Here is a 19,263-nt window from a genome sequence, read left to right as displayed (position 1 = left end):
CCATGCAACGCCTGGTCCTCGCCTCCAACAACCCCGGCAAGCTCGGCGAGTTTGGCGCGCTGCTGGCGCCACTCGGCTTCGAGGTGATACCGCAGGGGCAACTCGGCATCGACGAAGCCGAGGAACCCTTCGCCACGTTCGTCGAAAACGCCCTTGCCAAAGCGCGCCACGCCAGCCGCCTGTCCGGCCTGCCCGCGCTGGCCGACGATTCCGGCATCTGCGTCGACGCGCTGGATGGCGCGCCGGGCGTCTACTCCGCGCGTTACGCGCAACTGGTAGGCAAGCCGAAATCCGACACCGCCAACAATGCGCACCTCATCTCGCAGCTCGCCGGCAAGCTGAACCGCCGCGCTTACTACTACTGCGTGCTGGTGCTGGTGCGCCATGCCGAGGATCCGCGCCCCGTCATCGCCGAAGGCGTATGGTCCGGCGAGGTGGTCGACGCACCGCGCGGCAACGCCGGCTTTGGCTACGATCCGCACTTCATGCTGCCCCAGTTGGGCAAGACGGCGGCCGAACTGAGCCCCGCGGAGAAGAATGCGATCAGCCATCGCGCGCTGGCGCTCAAGGCGCTGACCGAACGCCTGCGGACGGACGGCATCACGCCCGGCTGCCCATGATCCCGATCGTTCCCGTCGCGTCGGCCGGCACCACCCCTGCCGATACCAAGTCGCTGTGGCTGCAGCCGGGCCAGATCTCCCTGCCCGGCTCGCCGCCGCTGTCGCTCTATGTGCATATACCCTGGTGCGTGCGCAAGTGTCCGTACTGCGACTTCAACTCGCATGCGGTGCCCGGCGCGGCGGATAGCCATGACATTCCGGAAGATGCCTACCTGGATGCCCTGCGCGCCGACCTGGAGCAATCGCTGCCCCTGGTATGGGGCCGCCCCGTGCACACGGTCTTTATCGGCGGCGGCACGCCCAGCCTGCTGTCGGCCGCCGGCATGGACCGGCTGCTCTCGGACATTCGCGCGCTCTTGCCGCTCGACGCCGACGCCGAGATCACCATGGAGGCCAACCCCGGCACCTTCGAGGCGGAGCGTTTCGCCAGCTATCGGGCCAGCGGCATCAACCGCCTGTCAATCGGCATCCAGAGCTTCAACGACCGCCATCTCGCCGCGCTTGGCCGCATCCACGGCGGCGACGAAGCGCGCGCCGCGATCGGCATCGCGCTGGACAATTTCGACAACGTCAATCTCGACCTGATGTACGCGCTGCCAGGCCAGACGCTGGCGGATTGCGCGCAGGACCTGGAAACGGCGCTGTCGTTCAACACCACACACCTGTCGCTCTACCATCTGACGCTGGAGCCGAATACGCTGTTCGCCAAATTCCCCCCGGCCCTGCCCGACGACGACAGCGCCTACGAAATGCAGGACCTGGTCGAAGCGCGCACAGCCCAGGCCGGCTACCGGCACTATGAAACCTCGGCCTACGGCAAGCCGCATCGCGAAGCGCGCCACAACCTGAACTACTGGCGCTTCGGCGACTACCTCGGCATCGGGGCCGGCGCGCACGGCAAGCTCTCCTTCCCGCACCGGGTACTGCGCCAGATGCGCCACAAGCATCCGGCCACCTATATGGCACAGGCCATGGCCGGCAATGCAGTGCAGGAGCAGCACGACGTCGGCGCGGCCGACCTGCCCTTCGAGTTCATGCTGAACGCGCTGCGCCTTACCGACGGCGTGCCTGCCAACACGTTCTTCGACCACACCGGGCTGCCGCTGCACACCATCAGCCGCGAACTGGCCGCAGCCGAGAAGAAGGGCCTGCTCGAAGCCGATCTCGCCACCATCAAACCCACCGAACTCGGCCGGCGTTTCCTGAACGACCTGCAGGAGATGTTCCTGAAGGGGTGACGCCAGACGCCTTGCGGCAACAGGAAAACGGCCCCCCGAGGGTGGCCGTTTTCCTGTCGCAATGCTTGACGCGACACCCGCGTCCCGGTCAATACGGCATCGCCATGTCGTTGGCGACCTGCGCACGGGAACCGATGCGCAAGCTGCTGACATCGCGCTGCGTCACCGTGGCCAGACGGCCATCGTCCAATCGCACATTGACGCGATAGACGGTCTCGGTGCTGCTGCCGGCGCGCTTCTCGATCTGGTTGCCCGCCAAGCCACCTGCTACCGCGCCGCCGATGGTCGCAATGGTATTGCCGGTACCCCCGCCGACCTGGTGCCCCAGCAGGCCGCCGGCGACGCCGCCGATGACCGTGCCGAGCACGCCCGAACTATTCTTCTGGGTGGTCACCGGCTCGATCGACTCGACCCGGCCATGAAACACCGAACCCGCCGGCGCCTGGTAGGTATTGGTGCCCGGCGCCGGGGGCGGCGTCTGGTACCCAGCCTGCGGCGGCGGAGCGCCATAGCCGCCGCCCGGCGCCGCGCAGCCCGCCACCCCGATCACCGCGGCGCTCGCCGCTACGCCCAACAGAATCTTGCCCTTCATCAGTTATCCTCTTCGATTGCCTGCAAATGCATGGAACAGGGGGACGCGCCACCCCGGCGCGCGCCCTCACGCATGATAGGAGCGCCGAGCCTGAAAGAAGGTTCCGCCGTGTCCGACAGACACCGACAAGACAACATTGCACAACATGCGCAACCAAGCGTCCCCGCCCTTGCTATAATGCGCGGCGCTGGCCGTTGCGCCAGCGTCAATGCAGCATGAAGCACGAGCGGGAACCTCCCCCTGTTCGCGCTACAATGCCTGCACTTCCTTACCGGAAGCGTGGCCGAGTGGTTTAAGGCAGCAGTCTTGAAAACTGCCGATGGGGTGACCCATCCGTGAGTTCGAATCTCACCGCTTCCGCCAGATTTTCCGCTTGCGAATGCAGCCATCCCGATTGAGCGAAACGGCAAACGGTCACTCCGGTTCGCCGGGCTCCATCAACAAGCGGTACGCCTCCTCCTGCGATATATCCAGCCGATAGTGCCGGGCCAGCATCCGCGCGAAATAATGCGCGGCGCCGGGCTCGCAGTGCCTGAGCTGCTCGCGATAGGCCTCCAGCTCGAAACGCAGGCGCCAGCGCGGGCTGAGCAGGTAGAACACGCCCATCAGCCCCCCCGAGCGCCAGAACTGCCGCACGTGCACCTTCTCATGCTCGATCAGCGCATGGCTGACGCCAGGCCGCACCAGGATCAGCGGCCCCGGCGCGAAGCCGTCGAACCCACGCGGAATCAGCCACCGGGACTCTGTCTCGATCAGCAGGCAGGGCGGCGATTTGCAGAAGCGGATCATGGATGGCGCCAGCGGCGGGGCAGCGCAAAGCGCGCGTGGCCCAAGCCTATCAGGTTGCGCGCGCCCGCGCCCGAATCCGCTCCGCAAATGAAAACGCCCCGCAGACAGGCGGGGCAAAGAGCAACGCTTGCGCTGATACGGAGAACCTAGTCGATGCTGATCTTGCCGGCTTCGATCACGGCCTTCCAGCGCTGGAGTTCCTGCTTCTCGAATTGCTCGAACTGCTCGGGCGTGTTGGCAACCACCTCGAAACCATTCTCGGCCAGTTTCTGCCGCATCTGGGGCTCATTAAGCGCGCCGACCAGGGCGGCATGCAGCTTGGCCTTGACGTCCTTCGGCAGCCCGCGCGGCGCCGCCACGCCTTGCCACGAATACACATCGACGTCCTTCACGCCGCTCTCCGCCATGGTTGGCACGTTCGGCAACACGGACGAGCGCTTGTCGCCAGTGACCGCCAGCGCCTTCAGCTTGCCGCTGCGAATATGCTGGAGCACGGCGTTCACGTTCTGGAACGAGACATCCACCTGTCCGGCGAGCAGGTCGGAGATGGCCGGCGCCCCGCCCTTGTAGGGAACATGGAGTCCGTCGGTACCGGATTTCTGCCAGAACAACGCGGCCGTCAGGTGGTCAGACGAGCCGGCTCCGGAACTGGCAAATGCGACCTTGCCAGGATTCTTCTTCATGTACGCAACCAGTTCCTGCAGGTTCTTCGCCGGGAAATCGGGCTTGGTGACCAGCACATTGGGCGCACGCACGGCAACCGTCAACAGGTCGAAGTCCCTGGCCGGGTCGTAGCCAAGATTCTTCTGCAGGAACGGGTTCACGGCGTAGACGCCGATCGACGCCACCAGCAAGGTGTAGCCATCCGCGGGCGCGCGCTTGACCATGGTCGCGCCGATGGCCCCGGTGGCGCCCGGGCGGTTGTCCACCACGAAGGGCTGGCCCAGCTTCTCATTGAGCGGCACCGCCAGCATGCGCGCGATGGTGTCGGTGGAGCCCCCGGCCGGGAACGGCACCACGACCGAGACGGCCTTCTGGGGCCATGCCGTCGATGCGACGGCGGTGCCGGCGGCCGCCAGCACAGCCACCGCCGCGATCATGGCGGTGGTCAACCGGCGCAGCACGCGGTACGTGGGCGCGGCTGTGGTGCCGGTCATGCGGGACCGGCCGTCAGTCTTGAACATCGTTGTCTCCTCGCTTTTGAGTGGTATTTCTTGTATCCGGATGGTGCGTGCTCACCGGACCATGCACGGCGCCTTATTGTTGAAGGTCCAGCCCGGGATCAGGAATTGCATGGCAGCCGCATCGTCGCGCGCGCCCAGTCCCATGTTCTTGTAGCGCTCGTGCGCCAGCGCCACCTGCTCCATATCGAGTTCGACGCCGAGGCCCGGCTGGCTCGGCACGGCTACCTTGCCGTTCTCGATCTTCAGCGGCGCCTTGGTCAGGCGCTCGCCGTCCTGCCAGATCCAGTGCGTATCGATCGCGGTGACGCGGCCCGGCGCGGCAGCGGCCACATGGGTGAACATGGCCAGCGAAATATCGAAATGGTTGTTGGAGTGCGAGCCCCAGGTCAGACCCCATTCGGCGCACATCTGCGCGACCCGCACCGAGCCTTGCATGGTCCAGAAATGCGGATCGGCCAACGGGATATCGACCGACTGCAGGCGCACTGCGTGGCCCATCTGGCGCCAGTCGGTCGCAACCATGTTTGTGGCGGTGGGCAGGCCGGTGGCGGTGCGGAACTCGGCCATGACCTCGCGGCCAGAAAAGCCATCCTCGGCGCCGCACGGATCTTCGGCATAGGCCAGTACGCCATGCTTGTCGCGGCACAGGCGCACGGCTTCGGCCAGCGACCACGCGCCGTTGGGGTCCAGCGTGATACGCGCCCTGGGGAAGCGTTCGGCGAGCGCCAGGATGGCTTCCATCTCTTCATCGCCGCGCAGCACGCCGCCCTTGAGCTTGAAGTCGTTGAAGCCGTAGCGCGCATAGGCGGCCTCAGCCAGCCGTACCACGCCTTCGGCGCTCATTGCCGCTTCGTTGCGCAGGCGGAACCACTCGTTGTCCGCCTCCGGTTCGCTGCGATAGCCGAGCGTGGTGCGGTTGCGGTCGCCGATATAGAACAGGTAGCCCAGCATCTCCACCGCATCGCGTTGCTGGCCCTCGCCAAGCAGGGCCGCTACCGGCACGCCGAGGTGCTTGCCGAGCAGATCCAGCAGGGCCGCTTCCAGCGCGGTGACGGCATGGATGGTGATGCGCAGGTCGAAGGTCTGCAGGCCGCGCCCGCCCGCATCGCGGCTGGCAAAGGCACTGCGTACGCGATTGAGCAAGGCCTGGTGATTGCCGATCGATTGCCCCACGATGAGTTCCCGCGCATCCTCCAGGGTCTGGCGGATCGCTTCGCCGCCCGGCACTTCGCCAACGCCGGTATTCCCCGCGCTGTCTTTGAGGATGACGATATTGCGGGTGAAGAACGGACCGTGGGCACCCGACAGGTTCATCAGCATGCTGTCGTGGCCGGCTACCGGCACCACGGTAAGCTCGGTGACGACGGGCGTGCCTGCGACTGGCGCGGCGCGGGTAGCGGAGATGGATGTCTGGATCATGTCGAATTCCGGCGGGAAGAGCAGTGCACGGCCTGGTGGCTGCGGCTCTTACGGGTTGTCTCGGTCTGGCTGCCCGGTTGCCGCCGGGTACCAGTTCGTCGGTGCTGGCCGGGCCTGGATTTGAATTGAAGGCACGAGACACCTGTTATCGGTCGTCATATAACTTACGACGCAGTATAATGAGCCCATCGAGATCCGGTCAAGCCCCCTGCCCACTACCATGTCAAACCCGATGTTTGCCTCCACCACCCCGCTGCGGCGCCGCGGCCGCACGCTTGCCGAAGAGGCGGTGAGCAACCTGAGCGAGCGCATCCAGCAAGGCCTGCTCAAGCCGGGCGACAAGCTGCCTACCGAATCCGAGATCATGGCCGCGCTCGGCGTCAGCCGCACCGTGGTGCGCGAAGCGCTGTCGCGGCTGCAAGCCAGCGGCCTGGTCGAGACCCGCCACGGCATCGGCACCTTCGTGCTGGCGCGCAGTACCGAGAACGGCTCGCCCTTCCGCATCGACCCCGCCACCATGGGGACCGCCATGGACGTGCTGGCCATGCTGGAATTCCGTGTCAGCCTGGAAGCCGAGGCCGCCAGCCTGGCGGCGTCCCGGCGCAGCGACGAGCAACTGGCGGCGATGCGCCAGGCGCTCGACGAACTCAAGCGCACGGCGGCCGGCGGCGAGGATTCGGTGGGGGCTGATTTCGAGTTCCACCTCGTCATTGCGCGCGCTACCGGCAATCGCTATTTCACCGACATCATGGGGCATCTCGGCACCATGGTGATCCCGCGCAGCCGGCTACACGTCAGCGCGCAGGAGCGCGAGCAATATCTCGAGCGCGTCAATATCGAGCACGAGAATATCTACGATGCCATCGAGCGGCGCGACCCCGAAGGCGCCAAGGCCGCCATGCGCATGCACCTGACCAACAGCCGCGAGCGGCTGCGCAAGGCGTCGGCGGCGGTGGAAGCAACCTAAAGACTGGAGGTCTGGAGAGCCCCGACGGAATCGGGGTTTTCCTGCTTGCTAGTAAAGCATTGTATGTTGTAGGATGTCTTACAATAAAACCGATGAGATCCTGGCGCTGCTTGCTGGCACTGCTGTGTTCGCACAGCGCCACATGGGCGCGCGCGCGCAACTACTGTCTGCCGCGCCAGCCAGTGCCTCGAATCGATGCGAGCCACTCGCAAGACAACCCGGAAGTCCCGCTCGCGCTGCCGCGCGGGCACCCTCTTGATCCTTGATCCTTGATCGCAGTTGAAAAGCAGGAAACGCTCATGACCATCACCGGCGAAATGCTGATCGGCGCCAGCGCAGTGCGCGGCACCACCAAGATCCTCCATGCCACCAACCCGGCCACGGGGGAAACGCTCGCACCGGAATTCCATGGCGGCGGCGCCGCCGAGGCCGAGCGCGCCTGCGTGCTGGCCGAAGCCGCGTTCGACACCTACCGGAACACCTCGCCGGAAACCCGCGCGCGGTTCCTGGAATCCATCGCCAACGGCCTGGAAGCCCTGGGCGACACGCTGATCGAGCGCGCCCACGCCGAAAGCGCGCTGCCGATCGCGCGCCTGCAGGGCGAACGCGCACGCACCGCCGGCCAGTTGCGCCTGTTCGCGAGCGTGCTGCGCGATGGCCGCTGGCAATCCGCCACGCTCGACTCCGCCTTGCCGGAGCGCACGCCGCCGCGCCCCGACCTGCGCCTGCAGAAGATCGCCATCGGGCCGGTAGCGGTATTCGGCGCCAGTAACTTCCCGCTGGCGTTCTCGGTGGCGGGCGGCGATACCGCATCGGCGCTGGCTGCGGGCTGCCCGGTCATCGTGAAAGCGCATTCGGCCCACCTCGGCACCTCCGAGCTGGTCGGCCGCGTGATCCAGAAGGCCGTGGCGGACGCCGGGCTGCCCGAAGGCGTGTTCTCGCTGCTGGTCGGTGCGGGCGTTGCCGTCGGTACGGCCCTGGTGGCGCATCCTTCGATCCAGGCAGTGGGCTTTACCGGCTCGCGCAGCGGCGGCCTGGCGCTGGTGCAGACGGCCAACAGCCGGCCCCAGCCGATCCCCGTCTATGCGGAGATGAGCAGCATCAACCCGGTGTTCCTGCTGCCGGCGGCGCTGGCCGCCCGCGGCGCGGAGATCGCGCGCAACCTGACGGATTCGCTGGTGATGGGCGTGGGCCAGTTCTGCACCAACCCCGGCCTGTTGCTGGCCGTGGAAAGCCCGGCGCTGGATGGGTTCCGCCAGGGCGCGATTGCGGCGCTGGCGGAGAAGGCCGCCGCCACCATGCTGACGCCCGGCATCTGCCAGGCTTACGACAACGGCGTGGCCCAGCTCGGCGACATCGAAGGACTGCGCCACATCGGCAGCGGCAAGCCAGCGAGCGGCCCCAACCAGGCCCGCCCTGCGCTGTTCGAAACCACGGCTGAACGCTTCCTCGCAGACCATCGCATGGAAGCCGAAGTATTTGGCCCATCCTCGGTACTGGTCGTGTGCCGCGACCACGAGGAAATGCTGGCGGTGGCACGCCGGCTCGAAGGCCAGCTTACCGCCACCGTGCAAGCGGATGCGGGTGACCGCGCCGACGCCGGCAGCCTGCTGACGGTGCTGGAGCGCAAGGCTGGGCGCGTGCTGTTCAATGGCTATCCGACCGGGGTCGAAGTGTCCTATGCGATGGTGCATGGCGGCCCCTTCCCCGCCACGTCGGATACGCGCGCCACCTCGGTCGGCGCTTCCGCGATCGAGCGCTTCCTGCGCCCGGTGTGCTATCAGAACGTGCCTGCGGAACTGCTGCCGCCGGCGCTGCAGGACGGCAACCCGTTGAAGGCGTGGCGCCTCACTGACGGACAACTGGCGCGCGACTGACATTCCCTCACAGTGTCAAAAAGGGCAGCCTGAGCTGCCCTTTTTTCGTTGCGCGGCACCCGTTGCCTACGCCGCAATGCGCTCGATCGCGGCCGGCGCCTGCGGCGGCTGGATTACCGGCGCATTGCCGCGCGAGCGGCCCGAGCTGAGATAGTCGGCAATCGATTCCTGCGTGACTTCGCCAAGATAGACGCCATCGGCATCCACCACCGGCAGCCAGCTCGTGTTGTGCTGGTACATGCGCGAAAGCACGATGCGCAGGTGCTCATCGAACGCGGCGGTCGCCATGAACGGCCGCATCGCATTTGCGCACACGCCCTGCCCTGCGCGCGCGTCGCGCCGCGTGACGTAGCCCAGCGCGCGCTGCGTCTCGTCCACCACCGGCAGGTGGCGCACATCGGCGTCGTCCATGATGCCGAAAGCCTGCGCCAGCGGCATGTCCGGGCTGCAGGTCTGCGCCATGGTGGCGGCATCGCCGGCGCGCACCAGCAGCAGGCGCTTGAGCGTATTGTCGTGGCCGATGAAGGCCTGCACGAAGTCGTCGGCCGGACGCGCCAGCAGTGCGTCGGGATGGTCGAATTGCACCAGCTTGCCGCCGCGGAATATGGCCACGCGGTCGCCCAGCTTGATAGCCTCGTCGATATCGTGCGAAACCATGATCACGGTCTTGCCAAGCTGGCGCTGCATCTGGAAGAATTCGTTCTGGATGCTCTCGCGATTGATCGGGTCGACCGCGCCGAAGGGTTCGTCCATCAGCAACACCGGCGCATCCGCCGCGAGCGCGCGGATCACGCCGATGCGCTGCTGCTGGCCGCCCGACAATTCCCGCGGATAGCGCGTGAGCATCTTGTCGGGATCGAGTTGCACCATCGACATCAGTTCGCGCGCGCGCTCGCGGCAGCGCTTCTTGTCCCAGCCCAGCAGACGCGGCACGACCATGATGTTCTCCTCGATGGTCATGTTCGGGAACAGGCCGATCTGCTGGATCACGTAGCCGATCTTGCGGCGCAGCGTGACTTCGTCCACGCGGGTGGTGTCCTCGCCGTCGATCAGGACCCGGCCGGAGCTGGGCCGGATCAGGCGGTTGATCATCTTGAGCGTGGTGGTCTTGCCGCAGCCAGAGGGACCGAGGAAGACGCAGATCTCGCCCTTGGGCACCGTCAGCGAGACGGCATCGACAGCGCGCACTTCGGCGCCGTCTTTCTGCTTGAAGGTCTTGGTGAGTTGGTCGAGTTCAATCATGTTCAGCGAATTCCTTTCGGTGTCAGCGCCCGCTGCAACCACTGCAGGCAGGCATCGGCCACGATGGCGAGCACGCTGACCAGCACCGCGCCAATCGCCAGCTTGCTCATGTTGCTCTGGCTGATCGCTTGCAGGATCAGCACCCCCAGGCCGCCCGCGCCGATGATGGCGGCGATGGTGGCCACGCCGATATTCATCACGACGGCGGTACGCACGCCGCCGAGGATGACGGGCACGGCCAGCGGCAGGTCCACCAGCCGCATGCGCTGCCAGGTGGTCATGCCGATGCCGCGGCCGGCTTCCTGGATGCCGTCGTCGACGTTGGCAAGCGCCACGCAGGTATTGCGCATGATCGGCAGCAGCGAATAGAGAAACACCGCGGTCACCGCCGGCACATAGCCGAGCGCGTGCCCGAAGCGGGCGAAGATCGGGATCATCAGGCCGAACAGCGCGATCGACGGCAGGGTCAGCACGATGGTGGCCAGCGTCAGCAGCGGCGTGGCGAGGAAGCGGAAGCGCGCGCACAGGATGCCCAGCGGCACGCCCACCACGATAGCCAGCCCCACCGCGGAGCCCACCAGCGCCAGATGCTGTCCGGTCAGCTTGAGCAATGTTGGCCAGCTATGTTGAAGGTAAGTCAGCAAGTCCATGCGCCCCTCCTCAGATCAGGCCGTGGCCGCGCAGGAATTCCTGCGCCACCTTGTCGACCGGCTGCTGGCCGATATCGACCTTGTAGTTCATCTCGGTCATGGCCTCGTTGTCGAGCTTGGCCGACAGCGCATTGAGCAGGCCCGCGAGCTCGGGATGCTTGTCCAGCATCGCCTTGCGCACGACGGGCACGGCGTTGTATGCGGGGAAGAAGTGCTGGTCGTCCTCCAGCAGCACGAGGTCGAAGCCCTTGACGCGGCCATCGGTGGTGTAGACCAGGCCGAGCTCGACCTGGTCGTTCTTCAGCGCCGTATAGACCAGGCCGGGATCGAGCTGAATCACGTCACGCCGCGAGAACGGCAGCTTGTAGAGCGTCTTGAGCGGCTCCAGGCCGTCGGGGCGCGCGGCGAATTCCATGTCGACCGCGAACGGATGCGCGGTGCCTTCCGCGGCGGCCTGCATCTTCCCGGCGAAGGCCGACAGCGTGGTCACGCCGGCGGCTTCGGCGCGCTTGCGCGGCATCGCCAGCGCATAGGTGTTGTTGATGCCCGAGGCGTCGAGCCACATCAGGCCGCGCGCGGCGTCCAGCGTCCTGACGCGCTCGTAGCTTTCCCTGGCTTCGAGCTTTTCCTCGACCTTGTTGAACACGATCAGCGCCGTGCCGGTGTAATCCCACACCACGTCGAGCTGGCCGCTTTCCATGGCCTGGCGCATCAGCGTGCTGCCCAGGCCGGAAGTCAGCTCGGTGGCAAGACCTTTGGCCTGCAGGTACTGGGACGTCATCGACGACAGGATCAGCTGCTCGGTGAAATTCTTGCCGCCTACGCGAACGGGATCGGCATGCGCCGGCAGCGCCAGGGCTGCCAGTGTGGCGAGCACGGCAAGACTTGCCAGCATGCGCGCCTGGCCGCGGGCCGCGCGGGCCAGCGCGCTTGTGATGAAATGCATCATCGGGTTCTCCTTCATGTTCGGTGCGCGCATCAGCGCGCCAGCCCGCGGCGGCGCAGGTAGCAGTAGCCGGCTGCGGCGAACAGGCCGTCTAGGGCAAGCGCCAGCAGCGCGGTGGCCGCGGCGCCCAGCAGCAGCAAAGGCTGGTTGTTCAGGTAGATGCCGGGGAAGATCAGTTCGCCCAGGCTGTTGGCGCCGATCAGGAAAGACAGCGGCACCGTCCCGACATTGATCACCAGGCTGATACGCACGCCCGCCAGGATCACCGGCAGCGCATTGGGCAATTCGACCCGGAACAGGCGCTGCATCGAGGTCATGCCAAGGCCCCGCGCGGCCTCGGTCAACGCCGGCGATACGCCGCGCAGACCCTCGCAGGTATTGCGCACGATCGGCAGCAGCGAGGCCAGCCAGAGCGCCAGGATGGCGGGCCGCTCGCCAATGCCGAGCACAGCCAGGGCAAGCGCCAGCACCGCCAGCGACGGCACGGTGTTGCCGATATTGAAGACTTGCATCAGGCGATCGGCCCAGCGGCGCATGCAGGGCCGGCTCAGGCCGATGCCAGCCGGAATGCCGGTGGCCAGGGCCAGCGCCATCGACCACGCCACCAGGCGCAGGTGGTCGGCCATGTCGTACCAAAGGCGGTCCTGGTACTGCCGGATGACGTCGACGCCGATCCACGCGACCAGACCGGCCAGCGCGGCGAGCGCGAGACATCCCCAGGCCAGTGCCTGCTTGGATTGCTTGGACATATTCCCCTCTCTCCGCATGCCGCATGTGGGCATGAAAAGCCACATCCGGATTGACGGACGAACAAATGGGCACGGGCGGGTGCAATGGGGGCCGCCGGCCCTGACTAGATTGCCTTGCCCGCCATGACCGGCAGATGAACCAGTGGACGGGCGCCGGGTTCCACGCGCTGAGGCGGGAAACCCAATTGACGGGACGCCATGCCGGTGAAGGCTGGGATCCCTGGAGCGGCGCAACCCGCTGCAAGGTGCAGAAACGGGAGGCCAGTGGCAGCGCAAATTTGGTGGTTCCGACGCGCCGCCGGATCAATCGGCCGGTGCCGCACACGGGAGGCTTGAGCGGGGCGCAAGGTGATTGAGACGCTTGCAGGACCCTGCCAGCCCGACATGATTACGCAGCATCGGATGACAACGAGATGGCTATTATACACATTTACACCTATCTTGTCATCATCTCGTTTTCATACCGCTTTCCGCCCGCATTTGCCAGCCTTCACCCGATATCTCCGCGCCGCCCGCGCTGTTCCAGAATCGATCCCTCCATGGACCCTGATCGTGCCACCGGCAGAACAATCTGTTGCCCGGATGCCCTCTACCGGTTTTGGCCCAAACCCTTAAATTGGGAGGGTAGCCAACGGGGTCGGGCGCCATTGCCGCCGGCCCCGCCCCAACAGGAGATCCATCATGGAACAACGCACTACCGCCCCCATCGTCCCGGCCACCGCCGTGGAGACCGTGCAGCGCTCGCGCGCGGTCGACCGCGTTGTGCGGGGCATCGCCACCTCGGATGGCGCCGGCGTCAAACTCACGCGCGTGCTCACGCAGAACCTGCAGCGCCGGCTGGACCCGTTCCTGATGCTGGACGCCTTCGGCACCGATAGCCGCGACGACTACATCGGCGGCTTCCCCGATCATCCGCATCGCGGCTTCGAAACCATCACCTATATGCTGGCCGGCCGCATGCGCCATCGCGACAGCGCCGGCAACGAGGGCCTGCTGGAAAACGGCGGTGCCCAGTGGATGGTGGCCGGCGCCGGCGTGGTGCATTCGGAGATGCCCGAGCAGGAGGACGGCCGCATGGAAGGCTTCCAGCTGTGGCTGAACCTGCCCGCCGCCGACAAGATGACGGCGCCGTGGTACCGCGACCTGCCGGCCGCTGCCGTGCCCACCGTGGCACTGCCGGGTGGCGCCACGGTACGGGTGCTGGCAGGGGCCTCGCACGGCGTGGCAGGTGCGGTGACGCGTCCGGTCACGGAACCGCTCTACCTGGACGTGACGCTGCCCGCCGGGCAGAGCTTCTCCCAGGTGCTGCCGGCCGGGCATAACGCCTTCCTGTATGTCTACCGTGGCGAGATCGCGGTCGGCGCGGGAGACGACGCGGCCGTGCTGGAAGCGCAGCGCATGGGCGTGCTGGACAACGCGGCAGGCGCGGACGGCGTGACGGCCAGCGCCAGCGCCGATGCGCGCTTCCTGCTGATCGCGGGCCGGCCGCTGGGCGAGCCGATCGTGCAATATGGGCCGTTCGTGATGAACACCCAGGAGCAGATCTACCAGACGCTGGCGGATTTCCGCGAAGGCCGCTTCAACCAGATCGCGGTCGGCAACGGCGCCTGACGCGCCAGTTACCGCCGGGGAGGCCCATGGCGCCGCCCCCGGCGGACCATGCGCCGGAGCGCCCTGCTCCGGCCGCTGCCGCACCTCCCCGCTTCCCTCGTCTTCCCCCCAGCCTCTCCCGATTGCGCCGCTTGCGGGCCATGTTGCCCACCTTCCGCCCCAGTGGCGGCGGCCCGGCCGCGCCATGTGCCCGGCATGCGACTTGCAACCTGCCTGTATCCATTGCGGGGCCGAGAAAACTGTCCTGGACAGGCCGTCCGAACCCCGCACACTTATATAATCCACGGTTAATAAACGGCATCACCAGCCAGTGATGGTTGCTGCAATGCGTAACGGCGATCCTGCCCCACGCACTGCAGGAGGTGCTGCCCGATACGAACATTGATCCACGTTGCTGCCATCACAACTCGAGCCGCCTCAGTGACCTTAAGTACAACCCCAAGGCTGGCGCTTGCCCATATCAGCAAGCGCTACCCCGGCGTGACCGCCAACGACGATGTGTCCCTCGTCGTCGCCCCCGGCGAAATCCACGCCGTGCTCGGCGAGAACGGCGCCGGCAAGTCCACCCTGATGAAGATCATCTTTGGCGCGGTCAAACCCGATGCCGGCGATATGCACTTCAACGGTGCGCCCGCCGCCATCCACAATCCGCACGATGCCCGCAACCTGGGCATCGCCATGGTGTTCCAGCACTTCTCGCTGTTCGATACGCTGACCGTCACCGAGAACATCGCGCTCGGCCTGCCCAGGGCAGGCAAGGGCGCCGGCGCCACCAACATGAAGCAGCTGGCCGAGCAGATCCGCGAAACGGCGGAGCGTTACGGCCTGCCGCTGGAGCCCAACCGCCATGTGCACACCTTGTCGGTGGGCGAGCGCCAGCGCGTGGAGATCGTGCGCGCGCTGCTGGCAAAACCGCAGCTGCTGATCCTGGACGAGCCCACTTCCGTGCTGACGCCGCAGGCGGTGCAGACGCTGTTCGTCACGCTGCGCCAGCTCGCCGCGGAAGGCACCAGCATCCTCTACATCAGCCACAAGCTCGACGAGATCCGCGAGCTTTGCCATAGCGCCACCGTGATGCGCATGGGCCGTGTCACCGGCGTGTGCGATCCGCGCCAGGAGAGCGCGGCTTCGCTGTCGCGCCTGATGATCGGCGGCGAGCCGCCGCGCGAAGCGCGCGTGCAGACCGAACCCGGCGCGTGCCGGCTGGCGGTGCGCGAACTGTCCCTGCCGCGCGCGCATGCCTTCGCCACGGAGCTGTCCGGCATCTCGCTGGATCTGCATGCCGGTGAAATCGTCGGCATCGCCGGTGTGTCGGGCAACGGCCAGCAGGAATTGCTGGCGGCGCTGTCGGGCGAGGACGTCCGCGCGGAACGCAACGCCATCGCGCTGGACGGCAAGCCGGTGGGCAGGCTGGACGCTCGCCAGCGCCGCCGCGCCGGCCTGGCCTTCGTGCCGGAAGAGCGCCTGGGCCGCGGCGCCGTCCCGGGCATGAGCCTGGCGGCCAATATCCTGCTTTCGCACCAGTCCGCGCCCTATGTGCTGCGCGGCATGATTTCGCCCAGGGCGGCGGCCGGGCTGGCGCAAGCCGTGATCGGCCGCTTCCGCGTCAAGGCAAGCGGGCCGGACGCGCTGGCCAAGAGCCTGTCGGGCGGCAACCTGCAGAAATTCATCGTTGGCCGCGAGATAGAGAGCGGCCCCAAGGTGTTGATCGTGGCCCAGCCGACCTGGGGCGTGGACGTTGGCGCCGCGGCGCAGATCCACAACGAGTTGCTGGCGCTCAAGGCCACCGGCTGCGCCTTGCTGGTGGTGTCCGAGGAGCTGGACGAACTGTTCGCCATCTGCGATCGCCTGCACGTGATCGCCAAGGGCCGGCTATCGCCGTCGATCCCCACCCAGGACGCCACGCGCGAGCAGGTCGGGCTGTGGATGAGCGGCTTGTGGGAAGGCGGGCCAGGCGGCCGTCGCGAACAACAGGAGGCCGCGCTCCATGGCTGATTTCCTGTTTCGCTCGCCCGTGTCGCTGGCGCCGCGCGGGCTGCCCTCGCGGCGCATGGCCTACGCTTCCCCGTTCATTGCGCTGGCCCTGACGCTGGCCTTCGGCGCCCTGCTCTTCCTGCTGCTCGGCAAGGATCCGGTGGCCGCGCTCAAGGTCTTCCTGGTCGATCCTCTCAAGGACCGCCGCGCCATCGGCGAGGTGCTGCTCAAGACCGTACCGCTGGTGCTTTGCGCGCTTGGCCTTTCCGTGTGCTACCGCGCCAATATCTGGAACATCGGCGCCGACGGCCAGTTGATCCTCGGCGGCATTTTTGCCGGCGCAACGGTGCTGTACTTCGACGTGCCCGGCAATGGCGTCAACGGCACCGTGGTGCTGGTGCTGGCTTCGCTGGCCGGCGTGGTCGGCGGCATGTTCTGGGCATCGATCACCGCAGCGCTCAAGGACAAGTTCAACGCCAACGAGATCCTGGTGTCGCTGATGCTGACCTATATCGCGCAGCAGCTGATGCTGTACGTGGTCAATGGTCCGCTGAAGGATCCCAACGGCATGAACTTCCCGCAGTCCAAGGTGTTCTCCAGCGAATTCCTGCTGCCCAACCTGCTGTCGGGCTCGCGCCTGCACGCGGGCTTTGCGGTGATGCTGGTGCTGGTGGTGGTGATGACCGTCTTCATCTTCCGCAGCTTCGCGGGCTACCGGCTGCAGGTGGGCGGCACCGCGCCGGCGGCGGCGCGCTATGCGGGCTTCTCGGCGCGCCGTTCGCTGTGGAGCGCGCTGATGATCTCGGGCGGCACCGCAGGCCTGGCGGGCGCGTTCGAAGTGACTGGCCCGATCGGGCAGTTGCTGCCGTCGATCTCGCCCGGCTACGGCTTCACCGCCATCATCGTGGCCTTCGTCGGCCGCCTGCATCCGGTGGGCACCGTATTCGGGGGCATCGTCATGTCGCTGTTCTATATCGGCGGCGAAATGGCCCAGTCCCGACTGGGCCTGCCTTCGGCGATCGGCTCGGTGTTCCAGGGCATGCTGCTGTTCTTCCTGCTGGCCAGCGATACGCTGATCGACAACCGCCTGCGCTGGCGCGCCAAGGCCGCCTGAGCGGAGCCCACACGATATGGAACAATTCGCCCCTCTTATCGCCACGGCGATCAACGCCGGCACACCCCTGCTGCTGGCCGCGCTCGGCCTGCTGATCAACGAACGCTCCGGCGTGCTCAACCTGGGCGCCGAAGGCATGATGCTGGTGGCCGCCGCATTCGGCTTCATGGTCGGCTACCAGACGCAGTCGCCGATGCTCGGCTTTGCCGCCGGCGCGCTCGCCGGCATGCTGATGGCCACGCTGTTCTCGTGGCTGGCGCTGGTGCTGGCCACCAACCAGGTGGCCACCGGCCTGGCGCTGTCGATCTTCGGCACCGGGCTGTCGGCCTTCATGGGCCAGCGCTTCGTCGGCTTCGCCATGCCGTCGCAGGCCAGGTCGATTCCTTTCCTGGCTGATATTCCGTTCTTCGGGCCGGCCCTCTTCCAGCAGCACTGGATGGTGTATTTCAGCCTGTTCCTGTGCGGCGCCATCATGTGGTTCCTGTTCCGCACGCGCGCCGGGCTGACCCTGCGCGCGATCGGCGAATCGCCGGAATCGGCACACGCGCTGGGCTATCCCGTGCGGCTGATCCGCTTTGGCGCGCTGCTGTTCGGCGGTGCCTGCTGCGGGCTGGCCGGGGCCTACCTGTCGCTGGTGTACACGCCGATGTGGGTGGAGAACCTGGTGGCGGGGCGCGGCTGGATCGCGCTGGCGCTGACCACCTTCGCCACATGGCGCCCCGGCCGCGTATGGGCCGGGGCGTGGCTGTTCGGCGGCGTCACCATCCTGCAGTTCTACCTGCAAGGGATCGGTGTGTCGATGCCGTCGCAGATCCTGTCGATGCTGCCCTATGCGGCCACCATCGTCGTGCTGGCGCTGATCTCGCGCAATCCGGCGTGGATCCGCCTGAACATGCCGGCCTCGCTGGGCAAACCCTTCCGCCCGGGTGTTGCCTGACCGTTGCGATTGCGGCCCGGCGCCTTGCCGGGCCGCGCCGCATTGCCCGATTTTCAGAAGTCCGCCAGAGACCTCACGCTGAAAACCCTCGTTACCAGAGCCACAGTTGCAACCTTAATCAAAGAATCAGTACCCAGGTCATTACAAGGAGAAATCATGATCGTCACGCGCAGGAAGACCCTCGCCGCACTGGCCGCCACCGCCGTGCTGGCTATCGCGGGCTGCGGCAAGAAGGAAGCCGAGAAGCCGGCGGAAAGCACCGCCCCGGCTTCGGCCCCCGCCGCCGAGCAGAAGGCCGAACCGCTGAAGGTTGCCTTCGTCTACATCGGACCGGTCGGCGACGCGGGCTGGACCTACGCCCATGACGCAGGACGCAAGGCCGTCGAAGAAAAGTACGGCGACAAGGTGAAGACCACCTTCGTCGAGAACGTGCCTGAATCCGCCGCCGATGCGGAACGCGTGTTCCGCGACCTCGCCGCGCAAGGCAACAAGCTGATTTTCGGCACGACCTTCGGCTACATGGAGTCGATGCTCAAGGTGGCCAAGGAATTCCCGGACGTGAAATTCGAGCACGCCACCGGCTTCAAGACCGCGGACAACCTGGCGCAGTACGACGTACGCACCTATGAAGGCGCTTACCTGGCCGGCGTGGTCGCCGGCAAGATGAGCAAGACCGGCAAGATGGGCGTGGTGGCATCGGTGCCCATCCCCGAGGTAATCCGCAATATCGACTCGTTCACCCTGGGCGCGCGCAGCGTGAATCCCAAGGCGACCGTCAAGGTGGTGTGGGTGAACAAGTGGTTCGATCCGGGCAAGGAGCGCGAAGCCGCCACCACGCTGATCGGCCAGGGCGTGGACATGCTGATGCAGAACACCGACTCCGCCGCCGTGGTGCAGACCGCGCAGGAAAAGGGCGTGTACGCTTTCGGCTGGGACAGCGACATGAGCAAGTTCGGCGAGAAGGCCCACCTGGCCGCCTCGGTGATTTCGTGGGGCGTCTACTACAACAAGGTGGTGGGCGACGTGCTGGCCAACCAGTGGAAAAACAGCACCACGTGGTGGGGCCTGAAGGAAGGCATGATCGACCTGAAGGGCTTCAACGCCGTGGTGCCGGATGACGTCAAGGCACTGGTGGAAGAGCGCAAGAAGGGCGTGGCCGACGGTTCCGCGCCGATCTGGAAGGGTCCGCTCAAGGACAACACCGGCAAGGAGCAGCTGACCAAGGACCAGGTCGCCGACGATGGCTTCCTGCATGGCATCAAGTTCTACGTCGAAGGCGTGGAAGGCAAGATCCCGGGCTGAACGTCAGTACCGGTTCAAGCTGTACCGGCATCCCGCACCCGCGGGAATGCCG

17 protein-coding genes and 1 tRNA gene are annotated in these 19,263 nt (G+C 66.5%); 10 read left to right on the top strand and 8 right to left on the bottom strand.

The features are described from left to right. The first annotated feature begins 2 nt into the window (after nt 1-2). Together rdgB and hemW are read left to right on the top strand one after the other, a co-directional pair. The gene (gene rdgB, locus CF70_RS01490; RefSeq protein WP_035859517.1) at nt 3-620 is read left to right on the top strand and encodes an RdgB/HAM1 family non-canonical purine NTP pyrophosphatase; all 618 of its coding nucleotides are present in this window, start codon (nt 3-5) and stop codon (nt 618-620) included. Beyond that, on the top strand, nt 617-1,858 hold the full coding sequence (gene hemW / locus CF70_RS01485; protein WP_035859455.1) for a radical SAM family heme chaperone HemW: 1,242 nt from the start codon (nt 617-619) through the stop codon (nt 1,856-1,858). The genes rdgB and hemW overlap by 4 nt, the downstream gene beginning before the upstream one ends. 88 nt (nt 1,859-1,946) lie before the next feature. On the opposite strand, the gene CF70_RS01480 is transcribed toward hemW, so the two are convergent. Further along, on the bottom strand, nt 1,947-2,450 hold the full coding sequence (locus CF70_RS01480; protein WP_035859454.1) for a glycine zipper 2TM domain-containing protein: 504 nt from the start codon (nt 2,448-2,450) through the stop codon (nt 1,947-1,949). A gap of 273 nt (nt 2,451-2,723) precedes the next feature. Between CF70_RS01480 and CF70_RS01475 the strand changes: the two genes are divergently transcribed. Next, nucleotides 2,724-2,813, top strand: a tRNA-Ser gene (locus CF70_RS01475). A gap of 51 nt (nt 2,814-2,864) precedes the next feature. On the opposite strand, the gene CF70_RS01470 is transcribed toward CF70_RS01475, so the two are convergent. The 3 genes from CF70_RS01470 to gudD form a co-directional block, all read right to left on the bottom strand. Continuing rightward, nucleotides 2,865-3,239 carry a hypothetical protein gene (locus CF70_RS01470; protein ID WP_035859453.1) on the bottom strand — a complete coding sequence of 125 codons (375 nt, stop codon included), beginning with the start codon at nt 3,237-3,239 and terminating at the stop codon, nt 2,865-2,867. 146 nt (nt 3,240-3,385) lie between these two features. Beyond that, entirely contained in the window at nt 3,386-4,339 is a 954-nt protein-coding gene (locus tag CF70_RS01465; protein ID WP_152561660.1) for a Bug family tripartite tricarboxylate transporter substrate binding protein, read from the bottom strand. A 135-nt stretch (nt 4,340-4,474) separates the two neighbouring features. Continuing rightward, on the bottom strand, nt 4,475-5,842 hold the full coding sequence (gene gudD, locus CF70_RS01460) for a glucarate dehydratase (RefSeq protein WP_051647958.1): 1,368 nt from the start codon (nt 5,840-5,842) through the stop codon (nt 4,475-4,477). Nucleotides 5,843-6,062: 220 nt separating this feature from the next. Here gudD and CF70_RS01455 point away from each other — a divergent pair, with 220 nt between their 5' ends. Together CF70_RS01455 and CF70_RS01450 are read left to right on the top strand one after the other, a co-directional pair. Beyond that, nucleotides 6,063-6,809: a FadR/GntR family transcriptional regulator gene (locus CF70_RS01455; RefSeq protein ID WP_035859451.1), complete on the top strand. Its 747-nt coding sequence runs from the start codon at nt 6,063-6,065 to the stop codon at nt 6,807-6,809. 299 nt (nt 6,810-7,108) lie between these two features. Further along, the gene (locus CF70_RS01450; RefSeq protein WP_035859450.1) at nt 7,109-8,686 is read left to right on the top strand and encodes an aldehyde dehydrogenase (NADP(+)); all 1,578 of its coding nucleotides are present in this window, start codon (nt 7,109-7,111) and stop codon (nt 8,684-8,686) included. Nucleotides 8,687-8,752: 66 nt separating this feature from the next. On the opposite strand, the gene CF70_RS01445 is transcribed toward CF70_RS01450, so the two are convergent. The 4 genes from CF70_RS01445 to CF70_RS01430 all read right to left on the bottom strand — a co-directional run bounded on the left by CF70_RS01445 (nt 8,753) and on the right by CF70_RS01430 (nt 12,273). Further along, nucleotides 8,753-9,928 (bottom strand): betaine/proline/choline family ABC transporter ATP-binding protein, encoded by a 1,176-nt coding sequence (locus CF70_RS01445; protein WP_035859449.1) that lies wholly within the window; start codon nt 9,926-9,928, stop codon nt 8,753-8,755. A gap of 2 nt (nt 9,929-9,930) precedes the next feature. Next, nucleotides 9,931-10,578, bottom strand: a complete 648-nt coding sequence (locus CF70_RS01440; protein WP_006162433.1) for an ABC transporter permease — start codon at nt 10,576-10,578, stop codon at nt 9,931-9,933. A 10-nt stretch (nt 10,579-10,588) separates the two neighbouring features. Next, nucleotides 10,589-11,473 (bottom strand): glycine betaine ABC transporter substrate-binding protein, encoded by an 885-nt coding sequence (locus CF70_RS01435; RefSeq protein WP_235184851.1) that lies wholly within the window; start codon nt 11,471-11,473, stop codon nt 10,589-10,591. 83 nt (nt 11,474-11,556) lie between these two features. Beyond that, on the bottom strand, nt 11,557-12,273 hold the full coding sequence (locus tag CF70_RS01430; RefSeq protein WP_035859445.1) for an ABC transporter permease: 717 nt from the start codon (nt 12,271-12,273) through the stop codon (nt 11,557-11,559). A gap of 681 nt (nt 12,274-12,954) precedes the next feature. On the opposite strand from CF70_RS01430, the gene CF70_RS01425 reads away from it, so the two are divergent. The 5 genes from CF70_RS01425 (at nt 12,955) to CF70_RS01405 (ending at nt 19,211) form a co-directional block, all read left to right on the top strand. Next, nucleotides 12,955-13,884 carry a pirin family protein gene (locus CF70_RS01425; protein ID WP_035859443.1) on the top strand — a complete coding sequence of 310 codons (930 nt, stop codon included), beginning with the start codon at nt 12,955-12,957 and terminating at the stop codon, nt 13,882-13,884. Nucleotides 13,885-14,304: 420 nt separating this feature from the next. Beyond that, a complete protein-coding gene (locus CF70_RS01420) occupies nt 14,305-15,879 on the top strand; it encodes an ABC transporter ATP-binding protein (protein ID WP_035859441.1) in 1,575 nt (524 codons plus the stop codon). Further along, on the top strand, nt 15,872-16,972 hold the full coding sequence (locus CF70_RS01415) for an ABC transporter permease (protein WP_035859439.1): 1,101 nt from the start codon (nt 15,872-15,874) through the stop codon (nt 16,970-16,972). The genes CF70_RS01420 and CF70_RS01415 overlap by 8 nt, the downstream gene beginning before the upstream one ends. Nucleotides 16,973-16,988: 16 nt before the next feature. Beyond that, nucleotides 16,989-17,909, top strand: a complete 921-nt coding sequence (locus tag CF70_RS01410) for an ABC transporter permease (protein WP_035859437.1) — start codon at nt 16,989-16,991, stop codon at nt 17,907-17,909. 156 nt (nt 17,910-18,065) lie between these two features. Beyond that, nucleotides 18,066-19,211, top strand: coding sequence for a BMP family ABC transporter substrate-binding protein (locus CF70_RS01405; RefSeq protein ID WP_035859435.1), 1,146 nt, complete (start codon nt 18,066-18,068; stop codon nt 19,209-19,211). The last annotated feature ends 52 nt before the right edge of the window (nt 19,212-19,263 follow it).

This window comes from Cupriavidus sp. SK-3, assembly GCF_000611145.1.
Taxonomy (GTDB): domain Bacteria; phylum Pseudomonadota; class Gammaproteobacteria; order Burkholderiales; family Burkholderiaceae; genus Cupriavidus.
The sequence above is the reverse complement of the archived record's forward strand: the minus strand, read 5'-3'. Positions and strand labels throughout refer to the sequence as shown.

What these genes read in the sequence shown, in the direction of transcription:
- CF70_RS01425 (WP_035859443.1), top strand. Translation starts at nt 12,955, where the DNA reads ATGGAACAACGCACTACCGCCCCCATCGTCCCGGCCACCGCCGTGGAG.
- CF70_RS01450 (WP_035859450.1), top strand. Translation starts at nt 7,109, where the DNA reads ATGACCATCACCGGCGAAATGCTGATCGGCGCCAGCGCAGTGCGCGGC.
- rdgB (WP_035859517.1), top strand. Translation starts at nt 3, where the DNA reads ATGCAACGCCTGGTCCTCGCCTCCAACAACCCCGGCAAGCTCGGCGAG.
- CF70_RS01405 (WP_035859435.1), top strand. Translation starts at nt 18,066, where the DNA reads ATGATCGTCACGCGCAGGAAGACCCTCGCCGCACTGGCCGCCACCGCC.
- gudD (WP_051647958.1), bottom strand. Translation starts at nt 5,842, where the DNA reads ATGATCCAGACATCCATCTCCGCTACCCGCGCCGCGCCAGTCGCAGGC.
- CF70_RS01440 (WP_006162433.1), bottom strand. Translation starts at nt 10,578, where the DNA reads ATGGACTTGCTGACTTACCTTCAACATAGCTGGCCAACATTGCTCAAG.
- hemW (WP_035859455.1), top strand. Translation starts at nt 617, where the DNA reads ATGATCCCGATCGTTCCCGTCGCGTCGGCCGGCACCACCCCTGCCGAT.
- CF70_RS01415 (WP_035859439.1), top strand. Translation starts at nt 15,872, where the DNA reads ATGGCTGATTTCCTGTTTCGCTCGCCCGTGTCGCTGGCGCCGCGCGGG.
- CF70_RS01410 (WP_035859437.1), top strand. Translation starts at nt 16,989, where the DNA reads ATGGAACAATTCGCCCCTCTTATCGCCACGGCGATCAACGCCGGCACA.
- CF70_RS01430 (WP_035859445.1), bottom strand. Translation starts at nt 12,273, where the DNA reads ATGTCCAAGCAATCCAAGCAGGCACTGGCCTGGGGATGTCTCGCGCTC.
- CF70_RS01480 (WP_035859454.1), bottom strand. Translation starts at nt 2,450, where the DNA reads ATGAAGGGCAAGATTCTGTTGGGCGTAGCGGCGAGCGCCGCGGTGATC.
- CF70_RS01455 (WP_035859451.1), top strand. Translation starts at nt 6,063, where the DNA reads ATGTCAAACCCGATGTTTGCCTCCACCACCCCGCTGCGGCGCCGCGGC.
- CF70_RS01445 (WP_035859449.1), bottom strand. Translation starts at nt 9,928, where the DNA reads ATGATTGAACTCGACCAACTCACCAAGACCTTCAAGCAGAAAGACGGC.
- CF70_RS01465 (WP_152561660.1), bottom strand. Translation starts at nt 4,339, where the DNA reads ATGATCGCGGCGGTGGCTGTGCTGGCGGCCGCCGGCACCGCCGTCGCA.
- CF70_RS01470 (WP_035859453.1), bottom strand. Translation starts at nt 3,239, where the DNA reads ATGATCCGCTTCTGCAAATCGCCGCCCTGCCTGCTGATCGAGACAGAG.
- CF70_RS01435 (WP_235184851.1), bottom strand. Translation starts at nt 11,473, where the DNA reads ATGCTGGCAAGTCTTGCCGTGCTCGCCACACTGGCAGCCCTGGCGCTG.